We start from the raw sequence: 22,096 nt of genomic DNA, 5'->3' as shown, positions 1-22,096 counted from the left end.
CCGGTCAGACGATGGCGATGGCGTGGTCATAGGCCGGGTGGCGAATGACCTCCATCGGAATGCCATAGATGGCGTGCAGAGTCTCGCTGGTCATGATCCCCTCAGGTTCGCCGTGGGTGAGCAGGCGGCCGGAGTGGAGTGCCACCAGCCGATCGCAGAAGCGGGAGGCCATATTGATGTCGTGAATGACGATGATGACCCCGAGGTTTAGCTGACGGCTCAACTGCTTGACGAGCGTCAGCACCTCCACCTGATGGGCCACGTCCAGCGCGGCCAGCGGCTCGTCCAGCAGGATGAAGCGGCTCTCCTGGGCCAGCAGCATCGCCAGCCAGACCCTGCCCCGCTCGCCGCCGGAGAGGGTATCCACCAGCCGATCGGCAAAACGTTCGGTATGAGTCAGAGCGATGGCACGCTCGACCTGACGGTGATCCTCCGCCCCCATCTGGCCCAGCAGGCCACGCCAAGGGTAGCGGCCCATCTCCACCAGCTCCCGCCCGAGCAGATTCTCGGCGCTCGGCAGATGCTGGGGCAGATAGGCCACCTGACGGGCAAACTCCCGGTTGCCCCAGTCGGGCAGCGGCTTGCCATCGAACAGGATCTCGCCGTCGCTGAGGGGTTGCTGGCGAGCCAGCAGCTTGAGCAGGGTCGATTTACCCGAACCATTGTGGCCGATGAGGCCATAGACCTGTCCCTGCTCGAAACGCAGGTCGGTGGGGTGCAGCAGCGCGCGGTCATTGACCGTGAAGCTGGCTGATTTCATCTCGAACATAAGCAATTCCTGTGCTGGCTTGCCGCCAGTCTCATCGGTGCCGGCATCAAGCCGGCACCTCGCAATCCAGATAGGCGATCGCATCGCGGCTCACTGCGGCGCGGCGCGCCCCGGTCAGTTCAGTGAGCTGGCCCTGACGCATCTCCAGCAGGCGATCGGCCTGCGGGAAGTAGTGATCGTCGTGACTGATGGCAATCACCGTCTTGCCCATCTCCTTGAGGCGCGGCAACAGCACCTGATAGAAGATGCGGCGGAACTGGGGATCCTGATCCGCGGCCCACTCGTCAAACAGCATCACCTCGCGCTGCTCGGCCAGCGCCAGCAGCAGGGCGACCCGCTTGCGCTGCCCCTGAGAGAGTTCGATATCGGCGATAAAGCCATCCTCGATGGTGAGCTTGCTGCCCATCTGCAACCGCTCCAGCCACTCGGCCACCAGCTCATCCTTGGGTTCCGGCCCCAGCAGGTGCTGGAACAGGTGATAGTCGGTGAAGATGGCGGAGAAGAGCGCCAGATAGCCGTTGCGATCGGTGATCGGCTCACCATCCAGCAGGATCCGGCCCGATACCGGCTGATAGAGCCCGGTCAGCAGCATGGCCAGCGTCGACTTGCCGGATCCGTTGCCGCCGATAATGAAGATCTGCTCCCCCTTTTCGATGACCAGATCGATGGGGCCAACGGCAAAACCGCCCTCCCCCTGATAGTGAAAGCTCACCTGCTCCAGCTCGATACGCTGCCAGGGGCGGATGGCGGGCGGCAGCGGGAAGTCCGCATCCGGCTCGGCCAGATTGAGGGCAGCAATCTTGTCGAACGCCACCTGAGCGGCAAGCAGGGTCGGCAGGGCGCCAATCCCCTGCAACAGCGGGGTACGCAGGAACAGCAGGGTCAGGGCGAAGGTGGCGGCCACATTGGTGTTGGCCCAGCCAAGGCCGTTGGCCAGAAAGAAGACCAGACCGATGGCCCCCAGCATCATGATATTCGACCAGTTCACCGCGCTCAGGTGATAGGTGTCGGCGCGGATGATCTGCTGGCGGTAGTCACGGGCATTTTGTTCATAGAGCTGGTGGTAAACGAAGTGAGCCCGCTCGCGGTTGAGCGCCAGCTCCTTGCTGCCGGCGATGATGGCCTGATAGTTCTGATAGAGCCGATCTTCGGCCTGACGCATGTGGGAGAGATGGCGATAAACACGGTTCACCAGCAACCAGCCCACCACCATGGTGACGGTGACCCAGAGCGCGGTCACCCCGAGCAGGGCCGGAGAGAGCCAGCCAAGGTAAAGGGCAGAGCCCAGCGTGAGTACCAGCCCCTGCACCAGCTCAGGCAGGCGCACGAAGGCAATGGTGATCTGGCCGATATCGCTGGAGAGGGAGGCCAGCAGCGGCCCCTGACCAATCTGGCGGATGCGGGCGACATCGGTATCCAGCAGTTGCTTGAGCAGACGGCCGCGCAACCGGTAGACAAAATGGTGACCGAGAGTGGTCAGGGCCAGCTGAGATCCGAGCGTGATCACCAGCAGCAGCACAATCAGGCCGACCAGCTGACCGAGGATCGGCAGCGGATCACCTATAGATTCGATAAGAGACTGATTGATAAAAGCAATGACGCCAATCCCGCTGACGGCACTGAGCAGGCTGAGCAGGGTGATGGCGATAAAAGGCCAACGATATTGGCGATAAACCAGAGACAAGAGTTCCATAACGGACCGGTATTCCAGAGAGATCAGAACAACTGCGGGTGAAAAGAAGGGCGGGAATCCGGTTCCCGCCCGACTTCGATTACCAGCGGTAGTTGATGCTGCCCACTACGCTGCGCGGCTCGCCGTAGTAGCAGTAGTAGTCACAACTGGCCACGTAGGTTTCACCCAGCAGGTTGTTGACGTTGAGCTGGGCACGCCAGTTCTTGGCAAAGTCATACCCGATCATCGCATCCCACACGGTATGGGCTGGCACCTCGGCAGAGCCGTAGATGGGGGTGTAGTCCGCATTCACGGCGCCAATACCCACGCTGGAACCGATATAACGCACACCGGTACCCAGCTCCAGACCCGAAGCCACCCCTTGCTGCACCTTGTAGTTGCCCCAGAAGGAGGCTTGGTGGCGCGGGATCAGGCTGGCACGGCGATCACCACTGCCGGTGTCGTTGGTTTTGGCATCTGTGTAGGTATAAGCAGCGGTCAGACGCAGCGCATCTGTCACCTGCACGCTCCCTTCCAGCTCAATCCCCTGAGAGGTCACTTCACCCGCCTGGGTCTGCTGGCCGGAACCGGTAGAGACCAGCGAGTTGGTCTGGGCCAGATCGAACAGCGCCATATTGATGTAACCGTCGAGGAAGGCAGGCGCATACTTCACGCCGGTCTCGTAGAGCTTGCCCTTGAGCGGCTTGTAGGAACTCTTGGTGTTGGGATCGATCCCCGGCAGCACCTCGAACGACTCGGCATAGGCAAAGTAGGGAGAGAGGCCGTTGTCGGCCAGATACATCAGGCTGCCCGAGAGGGATAGCTCGTGATCGTACTGGCGCTCGTCCTTGCTGGTATTGGTATTGTGGGTCTCCACATAGTCAAAACGGCCACCGGCAGTCAGCAACCAGCGATCGTCCCAGCGGATCTGGTGCTGGGCATAGAGACCGCTCTGGCCCTTGCTGCTCTTCTGGTGAGTGGCGGTCGACTCATCAAAACCAGGGAAGCCGCTGTAATCCGGGTTCATGGTATTGATGGTGCCCATACCGTAGTTGTCGGCCTCGACCCCTTCATTGACATGACGCTGCAGATCAACCCCCAGCAACAAGGTCTGCTCGGTGCTGTCGGTGTTCCAGTAGCCCACCATCTGGTTGTCCATGGTGGCACTCTTGGTATTGCCATCGCGGTAAACCAGGCCACGACTGGCGGTTGTGCCTTCATAGGTCGGGAAGATATAGGTCTGGCGCAGCAGCAGATCGTTGTAGTTGAAGCGGACGTTCTGCTTGAACTCCCAGGTCTGGTTGAGCTGGTGGGCCAACTCATAACCGGTGGAGATCTGGGTATTGCGGTTGCGATCGTAATCCGGCTGGCTCAGGTTGGTGGAGGGATCAATCTGGCCACCTGACGAATTCAGAGTGCCATAGACAGGGAAGAAGCCGTTGGTCGGGACCCCTTCGTCATGCAGGAAACTGGCCAGCAGGGTCAGGCTGGTACGATCCGAAAGATCGAAGGTGACGCTGGGCGCCAGATAAACCCGATCGTTGTAAGTACCGGTAAGCACACCATCACGCTCTTTATAAAGAGCAACCATGCGGTAGCGGCTGTCGTCGGAGAGCGCGTCAGAGACGTCCACCCCGACCTGACGATGATCCCGGCTGCCAAGCTGCAGATCCACCTGCCCTTGCGGCGTGGCGGTCGGCCGCTTGCTGATGGCATTGATCACCCCGCCCGGAGGCGCCTCACCGTAAAGGATCGAGGCTGGCCCCTTCAGCACTTCCACACTCTCCAGACCGAACGATTCCGGCGTCCAGACGTAGTAGCCGGTGCCAAACAACCGGTTGCCATCCAGATAAGAGGCGGCATCGAAGCCACGCACCTTGAACCAGTCGGTGTTGTTGTCTGAGCCATAGAGGCCGGTCAATACGCCGGAACGGTAGCGAATCGCTTCATCCAGCTGCAACACGGCGTGCTGATCCAGTTCCTCGCGATTAACCACGGAGACGGCGCGAGGGGTCTCGGCCATCGGCACTTCCACCTTCATGGCCGTACCTGTCACCACCATGGTTTCGCTGGCTTTGGGCAGCTCAGCGGTGGTTTGTTCAGCCATCAGCGGCAGGGAGACGAGCAAACCGGAGAGCGAAAGCACGCCGAAGGCGCCCTTCTTGCCGGGTCCTGTAGTGTATTTTTGCGCAATCATATTAAAGTCTCGTTTATCAATGAGTTATGTTGTTTTAATTGTTATTTGTGGTCGTTTGTCACGACATCACCCTGTTCCATGGGCGAATAAAGCAGCGCAATCCTACTACAGGAGCCGTGATCGAATCGATTCAATAATTGCTAATCATTTGCATCTACATTGTTATCTAGCTGCATCGTTGGCAGGATTTCGCGGGAGATGGGAGCCATCAGGAGAGCTATGAGCGGAGAAGAAAATGGAGAGGAATATCAAGAAGCAGAAAAAAGATCGGCAGGATGGATCCGGTGGCATTATCTGACTGGATACATTATCCCCAAGCTTTATCCATATTTATCCACACCCTTTGGCGGTAGAATCCGGCTTTCCGTTTCTTTGTCTGAAATCAGGATCCATTCCATGGCCAAACTCAATCTCGTCGTCGGCTCCATGCTGGGCGCCGCCGAATATGTCGCAGACCACGTCGCCAACCTGCTGGAACAGGCTGGCCACCAGACCCGGATCCACAACCCGGCCAAGCTGGCAGAGGTGCTGGATGATGCGGGATCCATCCTGCTGGTGGTCACTTCCACCCATGGTGCCGGGGATGTGCCCGACAACCTGCAACCCTTCGCCAAGGATCTTGCCGAGCAGCATCCGGATCTTAATTCATTGAAATATGGCGTGATCGCCCTTGGTGACAGCAGTTATGACACCTTTTGCCAGGGTGGCAAGACGCTGGATCGGCTGCTGGCCGAGTGCGGTGCCAGCCGGATCGGCGAGCGGCTCGACATTGATGTGACCCAACACGAGATCCCCGAAGATGCCGCAGAAGTGTGGATCCGCGACTGGATGACGATGATCGCCTGATCAGCGTGCGGGAGATCCTGAAAAAAAGCTTGATCTCCCCACTTATCCCCAGATCGACTATCCACCATGTTATTAACAGATTGATCCGGGGGAGTTGTTCTACAAGGTTACCCACAACGCCCAGGGGTAATGTGCATAACTACGGTGTAAAGCTCTGCAAAACCTATAGTTATCCATGTATTAGATCCAGACCGACAGACCTCTGTGTATAAAAGTCCTGGTTATCCCCTCGTTCACCGGGCCAGGATCCAAGCTTTTCCACAAGCTAGGATCGTCCTTAAATTAATGATCTTTATGATCAAAAAGTGCTTATCAACAGAAAGGGCGGATCCTAATAAGAGATCCAGTAAAAGATCGATCTAAAGATCCTTAAGATCTAATTAGTGGATCCTCCCTTCATACTGAACGTTAAGTAGACGTTCCCCTCAGGACGCGAAACAGATAGAATGTTCCGCCCTTTAGCCCAGGCAAATAAAGATCTTCAGGCGTGCAGATCAAGGTGATCCCAATGCAATACCATGAACAATTTGATGTGATCGTCGTCGGTGGCGGTCATGCCGGAACCGAAGCAGCAACAGCGGCAGCCCGTATGGGCATGAACACCCTGTTGCTGACCCACAATATCGATACGCTGGGACACATGTCCTGTAATCCGGCGATCGGCGGGATCGGCAAGGGACACCTGGTCAGGGAAGTTGACGCACTCGGCGGGATCATGGCGCGTGCCATCGATCTTGGCGGGATCCAGTTCCGCACCCTCAACTCCTCCAAGGGCCCGGCAGTACGAGCCACTCGTGCCCAGGCGGATCGCCTGCTCTACAAGGCTGTCGTTCGCCAGATGCTGGAGAACTACCCGAACCTGAAGATCTTCCAGCAGGCTTGTGACGATCTGATCATGGATGGGGATCGTGTTGCCGGTGTGGTCACCCAGAGCGGGATCCGCATCAGCGGCAAGACTGTGGTGCTGACGGTCGGTACCTTCCTGAATGGTTTGATCCACATCGGGATGGAAAACTACAAGGGCGGTCGTGCCGGGGATCCTCCCTCGATCGCTCTGGCCCAGCGCCTGCGTGAACTGCCGCTGCGCATCGATCGTCTCAAGACTGGCACCCCGCCGCGCATCGATGCTCGCAGCGTCGATTTCTCTGTGATGCAGGCCCAGCACGGCGACGATCCGCGCCCCGTCTTCTCGTTTATCGGCGATGCCAGCCAGCATCCCCGTCAGGTGCCCTGCTACGTCACCCACACCAACGAGCGTACCCACGAGGTGATCCGCAATAACCTGGATCGCAGCCCCATGTATGCCGGGGTGATCGAGGGGATCGGCCCGCGCTACTGCCCGTCGATCGAAGACAAGATCACCCGTTTCGCCGACAAGACGGCGCACCAGATCTTCGTCGAGCCGGAAGGCCTGACCACCCACGAACTCTATCCGAACGGGATCTCTACCAGCCTGCCGTTTGACGTGCAGGTGCAGATCGTCCGTTCTGTGCGCGGCTTCGAGAACGCCCACATCACCCGCCCCGGCTATGCCATCGAATATGATTTCTTCGATCCGCGGGATCTTAAGGCCAACATGGAGAGCAAGTGCATTCCAAACTTGTTCTTTGCTGGCCAGATCAACGGTACGACCGGTTATGAAGAGGCGGCGGCACAAGGCCTGATGGCCGGTCTGAACGCCGCGCTGCGTGCCCAGGACAAGGATCCCTGGAACCCGCGTCGGGATCAGGCCTACATGGGCGTGATGATGGACGATCTCTCCACCCTGGGGACCCGCGAGCCTTACCGCATGTTCACCAGCCGCGCCGAATACCGCCTGCTGCTGCGGGAAGACAACGCCGATATCCGTCTGACCGCCATCGGTCGCGAGCTGGGTCTGGTGGATGACGAGCGCTGGGGCAAATTCAACGCCAAGATGGAACAGGTCGAGCTGGAGCGTCAGCGCATGCGTTCAACCTGGATCCACCCGCAACATCCGTCACTGGAAGCGGTCAACGCCCTGGTCAACACCCCGCTGACCCGCGAACAGAGTCTGGAAGAGCTGCTGCGTCGTCCCGAGGTGACCTATGATGCGCTGATGGCCATCGAGGGTGTCGGCCCTTCCGTGACCGATCCTGCTGCGGCCGAACAGGTTGAGATCCAGATCAAGTACGCCGGTTACATCGAGCGTCAGCACGATGAAGTGGAAAAGCAGCTGCGCAACGAGAACACCCTGCTGCCGCTGGATCTGGACTATCGCGAGGTGAACGGCCTCTCCAACGAGGTGAAAGCCAAGCTGAACGATGCCAAGCCGCAGACCATTGGTCAGGCTTCCCGCATCTCCGGCATCACCCCGGCGGCCATCTCCATCCTGCTGGTTCACCTGAAAAAACACGGCCTGCTGCGTAAAACCGCCTGAGGAATCCCATGTTGGAAAGATTGAACGGCCTGCTCAAGCAGGCCGAAATTGTTATCACCGATACCCAAAAGAGCCAACTGGTGCAGTTGGTCGAGTTGCTGCACAAGTGGAACAAGGCTTACAATCTCACCTCGGTGCGAGATCCGGACGCCATGCTGGTCAAGCATATCCTCGATAGCCTGGTGGTAAGCCCCCACTTGCACGGTGAGCGCTTCATCGACGTGGGGACCGGTCCCGGCCTGCCGGGATTGCCGCTGGCGATCATCAATCCGGACAAGCAGTTCGTTCTGCTAGACAGTCTGGGCAAACGGATCAACTTCATCCGCCAGGTCATTCTGGAGCTGGGGTTGACCAATGTGACGCCGATCAAATCCCGGGTGGAAGAGTATCAACCCGAAGTCGGGTTTGATGGTGTACTCAGCAGAGCGTTCGCTTCGCTAGAGGACATGCTGAGCTGGTGTCACCACCTGCCGTCAGAACAGGGCAGCTTCCTCGCGCTCAAGGGACAATATCCCGCAGAGGAGCTGGCCCAGTTGCCTGCCAATATCCGTCTGGTAGCCTGTCATGAGCTGCGGGTGCCGGAGCTGGAAGGCGAACGTCATCTGCTGGAATTCAAACATATCCAGCCCGAATAGGGTCGCAGTTTCATTTAGGGGATCGTGTGGGAAAAGTCATCGCCATAGCCAACCAGAAGGGTGGAGTAGGTAAAACCACCACCTGTGTGAATCTGGCCGCCTCCATGGCTGCCACCCGGCGCAAGGTGCTGGTGATCGATCTGGATCCGCAGGGCAATGCCACCATGGGCAGCGGTGTCGACAAGTATGACGTCGAGCGCACCGCCTATGAGCTGCTGATCGAGGATGCCCCCATCAGCGAAGTGATCATCCCCGAAACCACCGGGGGGTATCACCTGATCGCCGCCAACGCCGACGTGACCGCGGCCGAAATCCGTCTGATGGAATTTTTCGCCCGCGAAATCCGCCTGCGCAATGCGCTGGCTTCGGTGCGGGACAAATACGACTACGTCTTCATCGACTGCCCGCCCTCTCTCAACATGCTGACCGTGAACGCCATGGCCGCCGCCGACTCCGTGTTGGTGCCCATGCAATGCGAATATTACGCGCTGGAGGGGCTCACCGCCCTGGTCGACACCATCAGCAAGCTGGCCGCCGTGGTCAATCCGGAGCTCAAGATCGAAGGGGTGCTGCGCACCATGTTCGATCACCGCAACCGGCTGGCCAATGATGTGTCCGATCAGCTAAAACAGCACTTTGGTGACAAAGTCTACCGCACCATCATTCCCCGCAACGTTAGACTGGCTGAAGCCCCGAGTTTCGGTGCCCCGGCCATGCACTATGACAAATCATCGGTGGGCGCCAAGGCCTACCTGGCACTGGCTGGCGAGATCCTGCGCCGCCAGGAGCAGGAACGTCAGGCGACCATCGCAGACCGAGAGAGCATATGACTCCGAAAAAACGTGGACTGGGCAAGGGGCTGGATGCCCTGCTCAGTACCAGCACGGCTGCCCGCCAGAAACAGGTGATGAGCGATCAACGTACTGAAGAGGCCATGGCCCCCACCAATCAGGGCGAGCTGCGCAAGCTGCCGGTGGAGTGGTTGCAGTCCGGCAAGTACCAGCCCCGCAAGGATATGTCCCAGGATGCACTGGAAGAGCTTGCCAACTCCATCCGCGCTCAGGGGGTGATCCAGCCCATCGTGGTACGCCCTCTCGGCGAACAATCCTTCGAAATAATTGCCGGTGAGCGGCGCTGGCGCGCGTCCCAGCTGGCGCGGCTCGAGGTGGTGCCCTGCATCGTCAAGGATGTACCCGACGAGGCTGCCGTTGCCATCGCGCTGATTGAGAACATCCAGCGGGAAGACCTCAATGCCATCGAAGAGGCGGTCGCTTTACAAAGACTACTGACCGAATTCGAACTCACCCACCAGCAGGTGGCCGAGGCGGTGGGCAAGTCCCGCACCACGGTGACCAACCTGCTGCGTCTCAACCAGCTCAACGACGACGTGAAGCGTTTCGTCGAGCATGGCGACCTCGACATGGGTCATGCCCGAGCCCTGCTGGCCCTGAGCGGTCAGGCTCAGTCCGAACTGGCCAAGCTGGTTGCCCAGAAAGGGCTGACTGTACGCGATACCGAGAAGCTGGTGCAAAAAGCGCTTGAACCGGCAAAAGCCAGGGTCGAACCGGCCCGTGATCCGCAGATCGGCTACCTGGAGCGCCAACTGGCAGAAAAAATTGGCAATCAGGTGCAACTTCAGCCTGGCAAGCGGGATAGCGGAAAGTTAGTAATAAGTTACGAGAATTTATCCGATTTGGACCGTATATTGGGCTATTTTGGCGTGTCAGAATCGTGATTCTTACGCTTTTTGTAGTAATAAAACATCCATTCCTTTTGATATGGCCATAACCTTGATTTGCCGCGGAAAGCCGCAAAAATTAAGGATTTTTGTCATATTGCAATAGCGGCCCTCAAGGGTATAATTTGACCGGCTTTAAGAGCTGTTAACATGGGGTCTTCGGATCCCGATTTTTTACAGTTCTGTAATGTTCAGGGGTAGGTTGGTGAAGCAGAAAATAGCCTTGGAAGGTTTTACGCTAGCCTGGGTTATGCTCGTTTGTCAGCTCATCCTGATCCTGGCGATGAGTGCTGTCTGGTTTTATCAGATTAGTGCCAGCGCCGGTTATTCCGCCCTTTACGGAGGGGGGATGTACTGGGTTCCTCAAGCCTTGTTTACTGTCTGGGTGCTGCGCCGCAAGGTGACAACCGAGAGTGTGGGCCTGGTTTTGCGGGACTTTTATGGTGGGGCTGGGATTAAGCTCGTTTCGACAGCAGGTCTGTTTGCTCTGTTGTTTGGTGCGAAAGTCGAGGTCGTTACCGTCTCGTTTTTCGCCACTTATATCCTCGCCCTCGTTGTACAGTGGATAGTCTCATTCACGCTTAACAACCACTATTAGGAAAACTCATGTCTGCAACCGGAGAAGTCCTGACTCCTCAGGGATATATCTCCCACCACCTGACCCACCTTCAAGTCGGGTCCGGGTTCTGGACGGTGAATATCGACTCAATGGTATTCTCCGTCGTGCTAGGCGCCCTGTTTATCCTGCTGTTCCGCAAAGTAGCCGTTAACGCTACCAGCGGGGTGCCGGGTAAGCTGCAGTGCTTTGTGGAGATGCTGGTCGAGTTTGTGAATGGTAACGTCAAAGACATCTTTCATGGTCGCAACAAGGTCATCGCACCTTTGGGGTTGACTGTGTTTGTCTGGATCTTCCTGATGAACCTGATGGATCTGATCCCCGTTGACTTTATCCCTCACGCTGCACAATTGATGGGTATTCCCTATCTGCGTGTGGTTCCCTCTGCTGACGTTAACATCACCATGTCCATGGCTTTGGGCGTGTTCTTCTTGATCCTGTATTACAGCATCAAGGTCAAGGGTATCGGCGGGTTTGTGAAGGAGCTGACGCTTCAGCCTTTCAACCACCCGGCGGCCATCCCGGTTAACCTCATCCTGGAAACTGTTACGCTGGTATCCAAACCGGTCTCTCTGGGTCTTCGACTGTTCGGCAACATGTATGCTGGCGAACTGATCTTTATCCTGATTGCGGGTTTGCTACCCTGGTGGTCACAGTGGATCCTGTCCGTGCCTTGGGCAATTTTCCACATCTTGATCATCACTTTGCAGGCATTCATCTTCATGGTTCTGACCATCGTCTATCTGTCGATGGCACAGGAAGACCATGGTTGATGCGACTCAAATAATCCTTTTTATACAATCAATTACATCTAAATAAATGGAGATCCTCATGGAAAACTTGAACATGGACCTGCTGTACATCGCTGCTGCAATGATGATGGGTCTGGCTGCTATCGGCGCTTCCATCGGTATCGGTATTCTGGGTGGCAAGTTCCTGGAAGGTGCTGCTCGTCAACCTGATCTGATCCCTGTTCTGCGTACCCAGTTCTTCATCGTAATGGGTCTGGTGGATGCGATCCCGATGATCGCCGTTGGTCTGGGTCTGTATGTGATGTTTGCGGTTGCTGGCTAAGTCGTTACGACATCTCCAGGCATAACCCATTAACTAACTAAAGAGGACATCGGCTGTGAATATCAACGCCACCCTCCTCGGCCAAGCAATTGCTTTTTTCTTCTTCGTTGTGTTTTGCATGAAGTATGTATGGCCGCCGCTGATGGCTGCCATCGAAGCCCGTCAGAAAGCTATTGCTGACGGTCTCTCTTCTGCCGAACGAGCCAAGAAAGATCTGGATTTGGCCAAGGCCAACGCCGTCGATCAGCTGAAAGAAGCCAAGCTGCAGGCTGCTGAAATCATTGAACAGGCCAACAAACGCAAGGCCCAGATCATTGATGAGGCAACTGTCGGTGCTCAGGCTGAGCGGGAAAAAATCCTGGCTCAAGGCCGTGCCGAGATTGAAGCTGAACGTCATCGTGCCAAAGAGGAACTGCGCAAGCAGGTTGCTGCTCTTGCCATTGCGGGTGCAGAGAAGATCCTGGCGCGCCAAATCGACCAGGCTGCCAACAGCGACATCGTCGACAAACTGGTAGCTGAACTGTAACGGGAACGGGGCTATGTCTGAACTGACTACAATCGCTCGCCCCTACGCCAAGGCTGCTTTCGAGTTTGCCGTTGAGCACAAGGCGGTTGATCAGTGGCTGGGGATGCTCAGCTTCGCTGCGGAAGTAGTGAAGAACGAGACCATCCACTCCCTGGTTAACGGCTCTGTGGCTGCCGACGAGCTGGCAAAACTGTTTGTCAGCATCTGCGGGGAGCAACTCGACGAGCATGGCCAGAACCTGATCCGGGTAATGGCAGAGAATGGTCGCTTGGGTGTGCTGCCGGCGGTCGTTGCCGAATTTGTGGTGTTCAAGTCTGAACTGGACAAAGAAGTTCAGGCTGACGTTATTTCGGCGATTGCACTGACCGACCAGCAGAAAGCCAATATTCAGGCTTCTCTGGAACAACGTCTCGCGCGCAAAGTGAAGCTGAATTGCAGCATCGACGCGTCCTTGATGGCCGGGGTGCTCATCAAGGCCGGTGATCTGGTTATCGACGGAACTGTCCGCGGCAAGCTGGATCGCATGGCTGACGCGCTGCAATCTTGATTGGGGTATTAGAGCATGCAACTGAATTCCACTGAAATCGCCGAGCTGATCAAGCAGCGCATTGCGCAGTTTGATGTAAAGAGCGAAGCGCGTAACGAAGGTACCATCGTCTCCGTGAGTGACGGTATCATTCGTATCCACGGCCTGGCCGATGCCATGCAGGGTGAGATGATCGAGCTGCCGGGCAACCGCTACGCTCTGGCATTGAACCTGGAGCGTGACTCCGTTGGTGCCGTAGTGATGGGTCCCTATGCCGATCTGGCCGAAGGGATGAAAGTAAAAGGTACTGGCCGCATTCTGGAAGTGCCGGTCGGTCGTGGTCTGCTGGGCCGGGTGGTCAACACCCTGGGTCAGCCTATCGACGGTAAAGGTCCGGTCGAGCACGATGGCTTCTCTCCGGTAGAAGTGATTGCCCCGGGCGTTATCGAGCGTAAGTCTGTTGACCAGCCTGTCCAGACCGGTCTGAAAGCCATCGACTCCATGATCCCTATCGGTCGTGGCCAGCGTGAGCTGATCATCGGTGACCGCCAGGTAGGTAAAACTGCCATTGCGATCGACACCATCATCAACCAGAAAGACTCCGGCATTAAGTGTGTCTACGTTGCGATTGGCCAGAAGGCCTCCACCATCGCCAACGTGGTGCGCAAGCTGGAAGAGCACGGTGCCCTGGCCAACACCATAGTAGTGGTTGCCTCTGCTTCCGAAGCGGCTGCCCTGCAATACCTGGCTCCGTATTCAGGTTGCTCCATGGGTGAGTACTTCCGTGACCGCGGTGAAGATGCCCTGATCATTTATGATGACCTGTCCAAGCAGGCCGTTGCATATCGTCAGATCTCCCTGCTGCTGCGCCGTCCGCCAGGACGTGAAGCATTCCCGGGCGACGTATTCTATCTGCACTCCCGTCTGCTGGAGCGTGCAGCTCGCGTCAACGCCGAGTACGTAGAGAAGTTCACCAAGGGTGAAGTGAAGGGCAAAACCGGTTCTCTGACCGCGCTGCCGATCATCGAAACCCAGGCGGGCGACGTATCCGCGTTCGTTCCGACCAACGTGATCTCCATCACCGATGGTCAGATCTTCCTGACTTCCCAGTCTTTCAACGCCGGTATTCGTCCTGCGGTTGATCCGGGTATCTCCGTATCCCGTGTGGGTGGTGCCGCCCAGACCAAGATCGTCAAGAAGCTGTCCGGTGGTATCCGTACCGCGCTGGCCCAGTATCGCGAACTTGCTGCCTTTGCCCAGTTCTCTTCCGACCTGGACGATGCAACTCGCAAGCAGCTGGACCACGGTCAGAAAGTGACCGAACTGATGAAACAGAAGCAGTACTCTCCGATGAGCGTGGCTCACCAGTCTCTGGTGCTGTTCGCCGCGGAAAAAGGCTATCTCTCTGATGTCGAGTTGAGCAAGATCCTCGACTTCGAAGCCGCTCTGCTCTCTTTCGCCGATACCCAGCATGCTGAGCTGATGGCTGAAATCAATGCCAAGGCTGACTACAACGACGCGATCGTTGGCAAGCTGACTGCGTTGCTGGATGACTTCAAGGCAACCCAGACCTGGTAAGCGAGTGTGGCAGCACAAGCTGCCACCTGATGGAGAGAAGAGATGGCCGGCGCAAAAGAGATACGTAACAAGATCGGGAGTGTTAAAAACACTCAAAAGATCACCAGCGCTATGGAAATGGTGGCAGCAAGCAAAATGCGCCGTGCGCAGGATCGCATGTCTGCCAGCCGTCCGTACGCTGAAACCATGCGCAAGGTGATCGGCCATATCGCTCAGGGGAACCTGGAATACAAGCACCCCTACCTCATCGAACGTGAGGTCAAGCGAGTGGGTTACATCGTCGTCTCCACCGACCGTGGCCTGTGTGGTGGTCTGAACATCAACCTGTTCAAGGCTGCCCTCAATGATATGAAGCAATGGAGCGCGAAAGGTGCCAAGGTTGACCTGGCTCTGATCGGCAACAAAGCCTCCAACTTCTTTGAACGGCACGGCGCCAAGGTGAAAGCTCATGTCGCAGGACTGGGCGATAACCCGAGCGTCAATGACCTGATTGGTTCAGTCAAGGTCATGCTGAAGGCTTACGACAACGGTGAGATTGACAAGCTGTATCTGGTGTACAACAAGTTCGTCAACACCATGGTGCAGCAACCACGGGTCGATCAACTGCTGCCTTTGCCCGTAACTGAAGACAGCAAGCTCGCCAAGAAACACCACTGGGATTACCTCTATGAGCCGGATCCCAAGAAGCTGCTGGATACCCTGCTGGTTCGCTATGTCGAATCTCAGGTCTACCAAGGTGTAGTGGAAAACTTGGCCAGTGAACAGGCAGCCCGAATGGTTGCCATGCAAGCCGCGACTGACAACGCCGGTAACCTGATTAACGATCTGCAACTGGTATACAACAAGGCCCGTCAGGCCAGTATTACCCAGGAGCTGACAGAGATCGTATCCGGTGCTGCTGCGGTGTAAGGCAAGGGTTATCAAAGGTTTAGAGGATTTGACATGAGTAACGGTTTCATCGTCCAAATCATCGGCGCTGTAGTGGACATCGAGTTCCCGCAGAATGCCGTGCCCCAGGTGTACGATGCACTGAAGGTCGTTAGCGAAGGTCAAGGCCAGGGTCTGGTGCTGGAAGTTCAGCAACAGATCGGTGGCGGCGTCGTTCGTTGCATCACCATGGGTTCCTCCGACGGTCTGCGTCGTGGGTTGGAAGTAATGAATAGCGGTAAATCCATCCAGGTTCCGGTCGGTACTGCGACACTGGGTCGGATCATGAACGTACTGGGCGAGCCAATCGACGAGAAAGGCCCGATCGGTGAAGAAGAGAGCTGGTCAATCCACCGTGAAGCCCCCAGCTACGAAGATCAGTCCAACAGCACCGAGCTGCTGGAGACCGGCATCAAGGTTATCGACCTGGTATGTCCGTTCGCCAAGGGTGGTAAGGTTGGTCTGTTCGGTGGTGCCGGTGTAGGCAAAACCGTAAACATGATGGAGCTGATCCGTAACATCGCGATCGAACACAGTGGTTACTCTGTATTCGCCGGTGTAGGTGAGCGTACCCGTGAGGGTAACGACTTCTACCACGAGATGATGGAGTCCAACGTACTGGACAAAGTATCTCTGGTTTACGGTCAGATGAACGAGCCGCCCGGAAACCGTCTGCGCGTAGCGTTGACCGGCCTGACCATGGCCGAGAAGTTCCGTGACGAAGGTCGTGACGTGCTGTTCTTCGTGGACAACATCTACCGTTACACCCTGGCCGGTACCGAAGTATCCGCACTGCTGGGCCGTATGCCTTCCGCAGTAGGTTACCAGCCGACCCTGGCCGAGGAGATGGGTGTTCTGCAAGAACGTATCACCTCCACCAAGACCGGTTCCATCACATCCGTACAGGCCGTTTACGTTCCTGCGGATGACTTGACTGACCCGTCTCCGGCGACCACCTTCGCCCACCTGGATGCGACCGTCGTACTGTCCCGTCAGATCGCGGCACTGGGTATCTACCCGGCCGTTGACCCGCTGGACTCTACCTCTCGTCAGCTGGATCCGCTGGTGGTTGGCAAGGAGCACTACGAGACCGCTCGTGGCGTTCAGACCGTACTGCAGCGCTACAAAGAGCTGAAGGACATCATCGCCATCCTGGGTATGGATGAACTGTCAGAAGAAGACAAACTGACCGTAGCCCGTGCCCGTAAGATCGAGCGTTTCCTGTCCCAGCCGTTCTTCGTTGCAGAAGTGTTTACCGGTTCTCCGGGTAAATACGTGCCGCTGAAAGAGACCATCCGTGGTTTCCAGGGCATCCTGAAAGGCGAGTATGACGATCTGCCCGAGCAGGCGTTCTACATGGTTGGCGGTATCGACGAAGTCGTCGAGAAATCCAAGAAACTGTAAGCCTCGACAGGAGGGCCCATGGCAGAGATGATCTCCTTTCACCTGGACGTGGTGAGCGCCGAAGGAAAACTGTTTTCCGGTCGCGTGCAATCCGCTCAGGTATCAGGCTCCGAAGGTGAGTTGGGTCTCCGCCACGGTCATGCTCCGTTGCTGACTGCCATCAAGCCGGGCCTGGTCCGCTTGGTGAAGCAGAACGGAACTGAAGAGGTGCTGTACATCTCCGGCGGTATGCTGGAAGTACAACCTGAATCCGTGACCGTGCTGGCGGACACCGCGATTCGTGCTGACGACTTGGATGAGGCGAAAGCCCAGGAAGCCAAGCGCGCAGCCGAAGAGCGGATCCACAGCTCCCATGGTGATATCGACTACGCCCAGGCCGCCACCGAGCTGGCCAAGGCGATGGCTCAACTGCGAGTCATCGATATCGTCAAAAAGAATTACCGCTAATAACGGTGATGCAAAAAGCGACCTTCGGGTCGCTTTTTTTTTACCCGTTGGATAGACTCCGCCGAGTATTTTTCATGTTCCAAAGGCCAATTTATGTCCCTCAACGTCGTGATCCTGGCTGCGGGTAAAGGTACCCGTATGCGCTCTTCCCTGCCCAAGGTACTGCACCCGGTAGCCAACAAACCCATGGTTTCCCATGTGATCGATACCGCTCGTCATGTCGGTGCCGAGCAGCTGCATCTGGTCTATGGCCACGGTGCCGAGCTGCTGAAAGAGCGGATCGTGGCGGCTGATGTGAACTGGGTGCTGCAAGCTCAGCAGCTGGGAACTGGTCATGCCGTCGCCCAGGCCATCCCGTTCTGGAAGGATGAAGACGATGTGCTGGTGCTCTACGGCGATACCCCGCTGATCCAGCCCGAGACCCTGCAGCGCTTGCTCGCCGCCAAGGCTGAAAACGGGATGGCACTGCTGACCGTGGTGCTGGACAACCCCACCGGCTATGGCCGCATCGTCCGTGAAAATGGTCAGGTAGTCGGTATCGTCGAGCAGAAGGATGCCAATGCCGAACAGCTGGCCATTCGTGAGGTGAACACCGGCGTGCTGGTGGCCAATGGGGGCCAGTTGCGTCAATGGTTGTCTCGTCTCGACAACAAAAACGCCCAGGGCGAGTTCTATCTGACCGATGTGATCGCCATGGCTCACGGCGATAATTGCCCGATTGCCGCCGTTCATCCGGAGCGTGCCGCCGAGGTGGAAGGGGCCAACAATCGGGTGCAATTGGCTCAGCTTGAGCGCAGCTATCAGCAGATGCAGGCCGAGAAACTGATGATTGCAGGTGCAACCATGATCGACCCCGCACGCTTTGATTTGCGTGGGGTTTTGGAAATTGGTGAAGAGGTTGTTATTGATGCAAACGTCATCATTGAGGGCAAGGTGACTCTCGGCAATCACGTTCGTATCGGAGCCGGTTGCGTACTGAAAGATTGTGTCATTGGCGATCACACCGAGGTGAAACCCTACTCGGTTATCGAGGGTGCACAGGTGGCAGATCAGTGCTCAGTGGGTCCGTTTACCCGCTTGCGTCCGGGGGCGGTTCTGGAGCAGGATGCGCACGTTGGCAACTTCGTCGAGATGAAGAAGGCCCGTCTGGGGGTTGGTTCCAAGTGCGGTCATCTGACCTATCTGGGTGATGCCGAGATTGGAGCCGGGGTGAATATCGGTGCCGGTACCATCACCTGCAACTACGACGGGGTCAACAAATTCCAGACCATCATCGAGGACGATGTGTTCGTCGGTTCTGATACCCAACTGGTAGCGCCTGTTCGCATCGGCAAGGGGGCCACCCTGGGTGCCGGCTCTACTATTACCAAGGACGTGGGTGAAAATGAACTCGTGATTACCCGGGTACCCCAGCGTCACATCAAGAACTGGGCTCGTCCGGTCAAGAAAACTGATAAGTGATATCAGTATGAAGGCGACCCATGAACAAGCGAATCATCAAGCTCGCAGACGCGAGCCACAGTCTGTTTTCCCGCTTTGTCGATCTGGTGGGAATTTCAGTCTCAATGGTGCTGCTCGCACGGCACTTTGGCTTGTTTCATGGGTTGGACGAGATGTCCCTGGTCACGCTGGGCATGGTGTTCTTCTTTCTGGTCTCCCAGAATACCGGGCTCTATTGCAGCCGGGTTCGTAAACATCTGGCGCAGTCTCTGCTGCGCCTCATCTTCTCCTGGTTGGTAACTGCTACCCTGCTCTACCTGCTGGTCTATCTGGTTCCCATCTTTAAACCCTACCACCCCTTCCCGCTGGAGCTGGCGGTGCTCTGGCTTGCCATGGCCTGCCTCATTTCCACCGGCTATCGGGTGTTGTACCGACTGGTGACCCTCTGGTTCAGCGATGCCTCCTGCTGTCGGCGTGTGGCCATCATTGGCGTGACTCCGGCCGGACTGGCGCTGGAAAAATCCCTGTGGGAGAGCCCGCGTCACGATATTCAGATGCTCGGATTTTTCGATGCCCGTAGCGAAGAGCGCTTCGGTTACCCGACTCGCAGTCCTCTGTTGGGTGATGTCGATGAGCTGCTCGAGCTGGCACGCAAAGGGCTGGTCGACGAAATCTATCTGGCGCTGCCTCTGACCGCCCGGGAGCGTATCAATCACTACCTCTACGAACTCTCCGACACCACGGTTAATACCTATCTGGTTCCCGATTTCTACGAGTACGGCCTGACCGTATCCCACATCGATCGGGTGGGCGATATCTATACCTTTAGCTTTTTCGATTCCCCGTTCGAAGGGGGCGCCGCCCTGCTCAAACGCATTGAAGATCTGGTGCTGGGTTCACTCATCCTGCTGCTCATCTCTCCGGTTATGGCGCTGGTGGCTCTCGGGGTGCGTCTCTCTTCCCCTGGACCCGTGCTCTTCAAGCAGGATCGCTACGGCCTGGGGGGGAAACGGATCCAGGTCTGGAAATTCCGCTCCATGCGCGTCATGGAGAATGATGCCGTGGTGACTCAGGCAACCAGAGGCGATCCCAGAGTGACGCCATTCGGTGCGTTTTTGCGTCGTACCTCGCTGGATGAGCTGCCGCAGTTTTTCAATGTGATTCAGGGCTCCATGTCGATCGTGGGGCCACGTCCCCATGCCGTGGCGCACAACGAGCAGTACCGCTCACTGGTGGAGCGGTACATGCTGCGCCACAAGGTCAAACCGGGGATTACCGGGCTGGCCCAGATAAATGGATTTCGTGGTGAAACCGACACCCTCGACAAGATGGAGATGCGGGTCAAGTTCGATCTCAAGTACATCCAGTACTGGTCGCTCGGACTGGATTTCAAAGTCATTTTCCTGACTGTATTCAAGGGGTTTGTCGGTGCGTCAGCTTACTAGCCTCGTTTGCGCCGGACTGCTGCTCTCCCCCTCTCTTTCAGTCCGTGCCGAGGTCACTCCCTTATCCCATCAGGGGCTGCTGGGTCTGGAGGTCCAGACCGAGATGGAGAGTCGTTATGGTCACGACAGCAACCTGCTGTGGCTGCGTGACAGTGGTCAGGCGATTGGCTCCGATTTCATCGGAATCACCCCGGAATTTCGCATGGTGGGCAAACGCGGCCTGGATCGCTATCAGTTCAGCTATCTGGGTGACTATCGTCGCTATGGCAGCAGCCATGGGGATGGCTATGCCGATCACCAGTTCCAGTTTGACGGCAGCTGGCGCTTCTCCCTGCGCAACGCCTTCAAGCTGATGTACCAGTATCGGCTGGGCCATGAGGCGCGTGGCGAGGGGCTGACCGAAGGCTTTATGTTGCAGGGGGATGAGAAGGCTGGCGGTGATGCCACTTTCGGCTGGTTCAACATTGCCGAGCCGTTGCGCTTCAAACGCAGCGAAGTGGGTGGCCGCTACAGTTATGGCGCTCCCGATGCCAGAGGCAAGCTGGAGCTGGCGCTCTCCCACAAGGATCTGGGTTATCTCGACAGGCACCTCTACCTGCATGACTTTGAACGCTATATGGCCGAGCAGGAGTGGCATGAGAACACCGCCATTGTCGAGCTGTTCGATCAGGTGAGCCATGTCAGCCGTTTTCGTTACACCCTGCAGACCAATCTGCGACGCTATCCGGCCAATCCGCGCAAGGATTCCGACGAATTCTTCCTTATCACAGGGGTGATGAGCCAGCTGACCGGCAAGACCCGGATCGATGCCAATATCGGCGGGATCTACAAGCGTTTCGTCAATGATCCACAGGCAGAGAGTTTCAAAGGGCTGAACTGGGATCTGCGTCTGGAGTGGCAACCGCTCGATTACAGCAAGCTCGCGCTGCTCTCCAGCTGGACCATTCGTGATCCGGGTGGTGACGGCGGCTATGTCAGCAGCCAGCTATATGGCGCCGAGTGGCAGCACCACTGGTCACCCGGAGTAGCGACCACGCTCTCTTATCACGATATCCGGGATGATTATCACCAGTCGGTGGTCTGTGGTAACGACAACCGCCACCGTCAGGACGACATCCATCGCTGGGGCATGGGCATCAGCTACGACATTCGTCCCTCCGTCAATCTGGGGCTCCACTACCTGCAGGCCGACTCCGGTTCCAGCTTTGCCGGGCAGCCCATCGACATCGGCGGCAATTGCTATGGCCGTGCCCTCGGTTACGACAAACAACAGCTTTCTCTTTCACTCAAGGTAGCCATTTAACATGAACAAAAGCGTGATGGTGCTTCTGCTTGGCTGGTTGTTCAGCCTGTCGGTCTGGGCTGGCCAGAGCCCTCAAGGCAACGATTCCGCCTACCGGCTGGCGCCGGGGGACGAGGTCGAAATCCGGGTGTATGGCGAGCCGGATCTGTCGATGAAGTTCAAGGTCGATACCAGTGGCCACGTCAATTACCCCTATCTGGGTCAGGTGTTGCTGATGGGCCATACCACCGCTGAGGTGGCCGAGCTGCTGACCAGAGGGCTCAAGCACGGCGTGCTGCTCGATCCCATGGTGACGGTCAACGTGACCACTTTCCGACAGGTGTTTGTTGCTGGCGAGGTGGCTCACCCGGGGGGCTACGAATACCAGCCCGGCCTGACGGTGGAGAAGGCCGTCGCGTTGGCGGGTGGTTTCACCGATCGCGCCGCCAGACGGGATATCAGCCTGCGCCTCAATGGCAGCGATCAGTTGCTGGAAGAGGTGAGCCTGCAACGGCAGCTCAATCCCGGCGACATCATCACCATCGAACAAAGTTTCTTCTGATCCAGGACGCTCTT

The 22,096-nt window shown here is 57.1% G+C and carries 21 protein-coding genes; 18 read left to right on the top strand and 3 right to left on the bottom strand.

The features are described 5' to 3' along the window. Positions 1–4 precede the first annotated feature (4 nt). The 3 genes from G5380_RS14915 to G5380_RS14905 form a co-directional block, all read right to left on the bottom strand. A complete protein-coding gene (locus G5380_RS14915) occupies positions 5–769 on the bottom strand; it encodes an ATP-binding cassette domain-containing protein (protein WP_421352856.1) in 765 nt (254 codons plus the stop codon). A gap of 46 nt (positions 770–815) precedes the next feature. After that, on the bottom strand, positions 816–2,462 hold the full coding sequence (locus G5380_RS14910; RefSeq protein ID WP_421352855.1) for a multidrug ABC transporter permease/ATP-binding protein: 1,647 nt from the start codon (positions 2,460–2,462) through the stop codon (positions 816–818). A gap of 79 nt (positions 2,463–2,541) precedes the next feature. Then, a complete protein-coding gene (locus tag G5380_RS14905) occupies positions 2,542–4,638 on the bottom strand; it encodes a TonB-dependent siderophore receptor (RefSeq protein WP_421352854.1) in 2,097 nt (698 codons plus the stop codon). A gap of 396 nt (positions 4,639–5,034) precedes the next feature. Between G5380_RS14905 and mioC the strand changes: the two genes are divergently transcribed. The 18 genes from mioC (at position 5,035) to G5380_RS14815 (ending at position 22,082) form a co-directional block, all read left to right on the top strand. Next, positions 5,035–5,484 carry an FMN-binding protein MioC gene (gene mioC, locus G5380_RS14900; protein WP_033138545.1) on the top strand — a complete coding sequence of 150 codons (450 nt, stop codon included), beginning with the start codon at positions 5,035–5,037 and terminating at the stop codon, positions 5,482–5,484. 508 nt (positions 5,485–5,992) lie between these two features. Continuing rightward, positions 5,993–7,882 carry a tRNA uridine-5-carboxymethylaminomethyl(34) synthesis enzyme MnmG gene (mnmG, locus tag G5380_RS14895; RefSeq protein WP_042656905.1) on the top strand — a complete coding sequence of 630 codons (1,890 nt, stop codon included), beginning with the start codon at positions 5,993–5,995 and terminating at the stop codon, positions 7,880–7,882. Between the two features lie 8 nt (positions 7,883–7,890). Beyond that, positions 7,891–8,517 carry a 16S rRNA (guanine(527)-N(7))-methyltransferase RsmG gene (gene rsmG / locus G5380_RS14890; protein ID WP_216952496.1) on the top strand — a complete coding sequence of 209 codons (627 nt, stop codon included), beginning with the start codon at positions 7,891–7,893 and terminating at the stop codon, positions 8,515–8,517. A 26-nt stretch (positions 8,518–8,543) separates the two neighbouring features. Next, complete coding sequence (locus G5380_RS14885; protein WP_005357226.1) at positions 8,544–9,347, top strand: ParA family protein; 804 nt, start codon at positions 8,544–8,546, stop codon at positions 9,345–9,347. Further along, the gene (locus tag G5380_RS14880; protein WP_005342343.1) at positions 9,344–10,252 is read left to right on the top strand and encodes a ParB/RepB/Spo0J family partition protein; all 909 of its coding nucleotides are present in this window, start codon (positions 9,344–9,346) and stop codon (positions 10,250–10,252) included. Before G5380_RS14885 ends, G5380_RS14880 begins: the two co-directional genes overlap by 4 nt. Positions 10,253–10,442: 190 nt before the next feature. After that, positions 10,443–10,853, top strand: coding sequence for an ATP synthase subunit I (locus G5380_RS14875; protein WP_216952492.1), 411 nt, complete (start codon positions 10,443–10,445; stop codon positions 10,851–10,853). 8 nt (positions 10,854–10,861) lie between these two features. Then, positions 10,862–11,644, top strand: a complete 783-nt coding sequence (atpB, locus tag G5380_RS14870; RefSeq protein WP_216952488.1) for a F0F1 ATP synthase subunit A — start codon at positions 10,862–10,864, stop codon at positions 11,642–11,644. Between the two features lie 58 nt (positions 11,645–11,702). Beyond that, a complete protein-coding gene (gene atpE / locus G5380_RS14865) occupies positions 11,703–11,945 on the top strand; it encodes a F0F1 ATP synthase subunit C (RefSeq protein WP_005307205.1) in 243 nt (80 codons plus the stop codon). A 55-nt stretch (positions 11,946–12,000) separates the two neighbouring features. Next, positions 12,001–12,471 carry a F0F1 ATP synthase subunit B gene (atpF, locus tag G5380_RS14860; protein ID WP_204480536.1) on the top strand — a complete coding sequence of 157 codons (471 nt, stop codon included), beginning with the start codon at positions 12,001–12,003 and terminating at the stop codon, positions 12,469–12,471. A 13-nt stretch (positions 12,472–12,484) separates the two neighbouring features. Beyond that, positions 12,485–13,018 (top strand): F0F1 ATP synthase subunit delta, encoded by a 534-nt coding sequence (gene atpH / locus G5380_RS14855; RefSeq protein WP_204480539.1) that lies wholly within the window; start codon positions 12,485–12,487, stop codon positions 13,016–13,018. A 15-nt stretch (positions 13,019–13,033) separates the two neighbouring features. Beyond that, positions 13,034–14,575, top strand: a complete 1,542-nt coding sequence (gene atpA, locus G5380_RS14850; RefSeq protein ID WP_421209795.1) for a F0F1 ATP synthase subunit alpha — start codon at positions 13,034–13,036, stop codon at positions 14,573–14,575. Positions 14,576–14,617: 42 nt separating this feature from the next. Then, positions 14,618–15,484, top strand: a complete 867-nt coding sequence (atpG, locus tag G5380_RS14845) for a F0F1 ATP synthase subunit gamma (RefSeq protein WP_041210471.1) — start codon at positions 14,618–14,620, stop codon at positions 15,482–15,484. A gap of 33 nt (positions 15,485–15,517) precedes the next feature. Next, complete coding sequence (atpD, locus tag G5380_RS14840; protein WP_026455856.1) at positions 15,518–16,906, top strand: F0F1 ATP synthase subunit beta; 1,389 nt, start codon at positions 15,518–15,520, stop codon at positions 16,904–16,906. Between the two features lie 18 nt (positions 16,907–16,924). Continuing rightward, entirely contained in the window at positions 16,925–17,353 is a 429-nt protein-coding gene (locus tag G5380_RS14835; protein ID WP_005339345.1) for a F0F1 ATP synthase subunit epsilon, read from the top strand. 93 nt (positions 17,354–17,446) lie between these two features. Continuing rightward, the gene (gene glmU, locus G5380_RS14830) at positions 17,447–18,814 is read left to right on the top strand and encodes a bifunctional UDP-N-acetylglucosamine diphosphorylase/glucosamine-1-phosphate N-acetyltransferase GlmU (protein WP_421258384.1); all 1,368 of its coding nucleotides are present in this window, start codon (positions 17,447–17,449) and stop codon (positions 18,812–18,814) included. 20 nt (positions 18,815–18,834) lie between these two features. Then, positions 18,835–20,238, top strand: a complete 1,404-nt coding sequence (locus G5380_RS14825; RefSeq protein ID WP_421352853.1) for an undecaprenyl-phosphate glucose phosphotransferase — start codon at positions 18,835–18,837, stop codon at positions 20,236–20,238. Further along, positions 20,222–21,541, top strand: coding sequence for an outer membrane beta-barrel protein (locus G5380_RS14820; RefSeq protein WP_421352852.1), 1,320 nt, complete (start codon positions 20,222–20,224; stop codon positions 21,539–21,541). The genes G5380_RS14825 and G5380_RS14820 overlap by 17 nt, the downstream gene beginning before the upstream one ends. Position 21,542: 1 nt before the next feature. Beyond that, the gene (locus G5380_RS14815; protein ID WP_421231433.1) at positions 21,543–22,082 is read left to right on the top strand and encodes a polysaccharide biosynthesis/export family protein; all 540 of its coding nucleotides are present in this window, start codon (positions 21,543–21,545) and stop codon (positions 22,080–22,082) included. Positions 22,083–22,096: the final 14 nt, after the last annotated feature.

The sequence above is a fragment of the Aeromonas sp. 604443 genome, assembly GCF_049170315.1.
Lineage (GTDB): Bacteria > Pseudomonadota > Gammaproteobacteria > Enterobacterales > Aeromonadaceae > Aeromonas > Aeromonas veronii_A.
This window is presented reverse-complemented; position numbering and strand designations above follow the sequence as displayed.

What these genes read in the sequence shown, in the direction of transcription:
- G5380_RS14910 (WP_421352855.1), bottom strand. Translation starts at nt 2,462, where the DNA reads ATGGAACTCTTGTCTCTGGTTTATCGCCAATATCGTTGGCCTTTTATC.
- G5380_RS14880 (WP_005342343.1), top strand. Translation starts at nt 9,344, where the DNA reads ATGACTCCGAAAAAACGTGGACTGGGCAAGGGGCTGGATGCCCTGCTC.
- atpH (WP_204480539.1), top strand. Translation starts at nt 12,485, where the DNA reads ATGTCTGAACTGACTACAATCGCTCGCCCCTACGCCAAGGCTGCTTTC.
- atpE (WP_005307205.1), top strand. Translation starts at nt 11,703, where the DNA reads ATGGAAAACTTGAACATGGACCTGCTGTACATCGCTGCTGCAATGATG.
- atpA (WP_421209795.1), top strand. Translation starts at nt 13,034, where the DNA reads ATGCAACTGAATTCCACTGAAATCGCCGAGCTGATCAAGCAGCGCATT.
- atpD (WP_026455856.1), top strand. Translation starts at nt 15,518, where the DNA reads ATGAGTAACGGTTTCATCGTCCAAATCATCGGCGCTGTAGTGGACATC.
- G5380_RS14875 (WP_216952492.1), top strand. Translation starts at nt 10,443, where the DNA reads ATGTTCAGGGGTAGGTTGGTGAAGCAGAAAATAGCCTTGGAAGGTTTT.
- G5380_RS14905 (WP_421352854.1), bottom strand. Translation starts at nt 4,638, where the DNA reads ATGATTGCGCAAAAATACACTACAGGACCCGGCAAGAAGGGCGCCTTC.
- G5380_RS14915 (WP_421352856.1), bottom strand. Translation starts at nt 769, where the DNA reads ATGTTCGAGATGAAATCAGCCAGCTTCACGGTCAATGACCGCGCGCTG.
- G5380_RS14825 (WP_421352853.1), top strand. Translation starts at nt 18,835, where the DNA reads ATGAACAAGCGAATCATCAAGCTCGCAGACGCGAGCCACAGTCTGTTT.
- mioC (WP_033138545.1), top strand. Translation starts at nt 5,035, where the DNA reads ATGGCCAAACTCAATCTCGTCGTCGGCTCCATGCTGGGCGCCGCCGAA.
- glmU (WP_421258384.1), top strand. Translation starts at nt 17,447, where the DNA reads ATGTCCCTCAACGTCGTGATCCTGGCTGCGGGTAAAGGTACCCGTATG.
- G5380_RS14835 (WP_005339345.1), top strand. Translation starts at nt 16,925, where the DNA reads ATGGCAGAGATGATCTCCTTTCACCTGGACGTGGTGAGCGCCGAAGGA.
- atpG (WP_041210471.1), top strand. Translation starts at nt 14,618, where the DNA reads ATGGCCGGCGCAAAAGAGATACGTAACAAGATCGGGAGTGTTAAAAAC.
- rsmG (WP_216952496.1), top strand. Translation starts at nt 7,891, where the DNA reads ATGTTGGAAAGATTGAACGGCCTGCTCAAGCAGGCCGAAATTGTTATC.
- mnmG (WP_042656905.1), top strand. Translation starts at nt 5,993, where the DNA reads ATGCAATACCATGAACAATTTGATGTGATCGTCGTCGGTGGCGGTCAT.
- atpB (WP_216952488.1), top strand. Translation starts at nt 10,862, where the DNA reads ATGTCTGCAACCGGAGAAGTCCTGACTCCTCAGGGATATATCTCCCAC.
- G5380_RS14815 (WP_421231433.1), top strand. Translation starts at nt 21,543, where the DNA reads ATGAACAAAAGCGTGATGGTGCTTCTGCTTGGCTGGTTGTTCAGCCTG.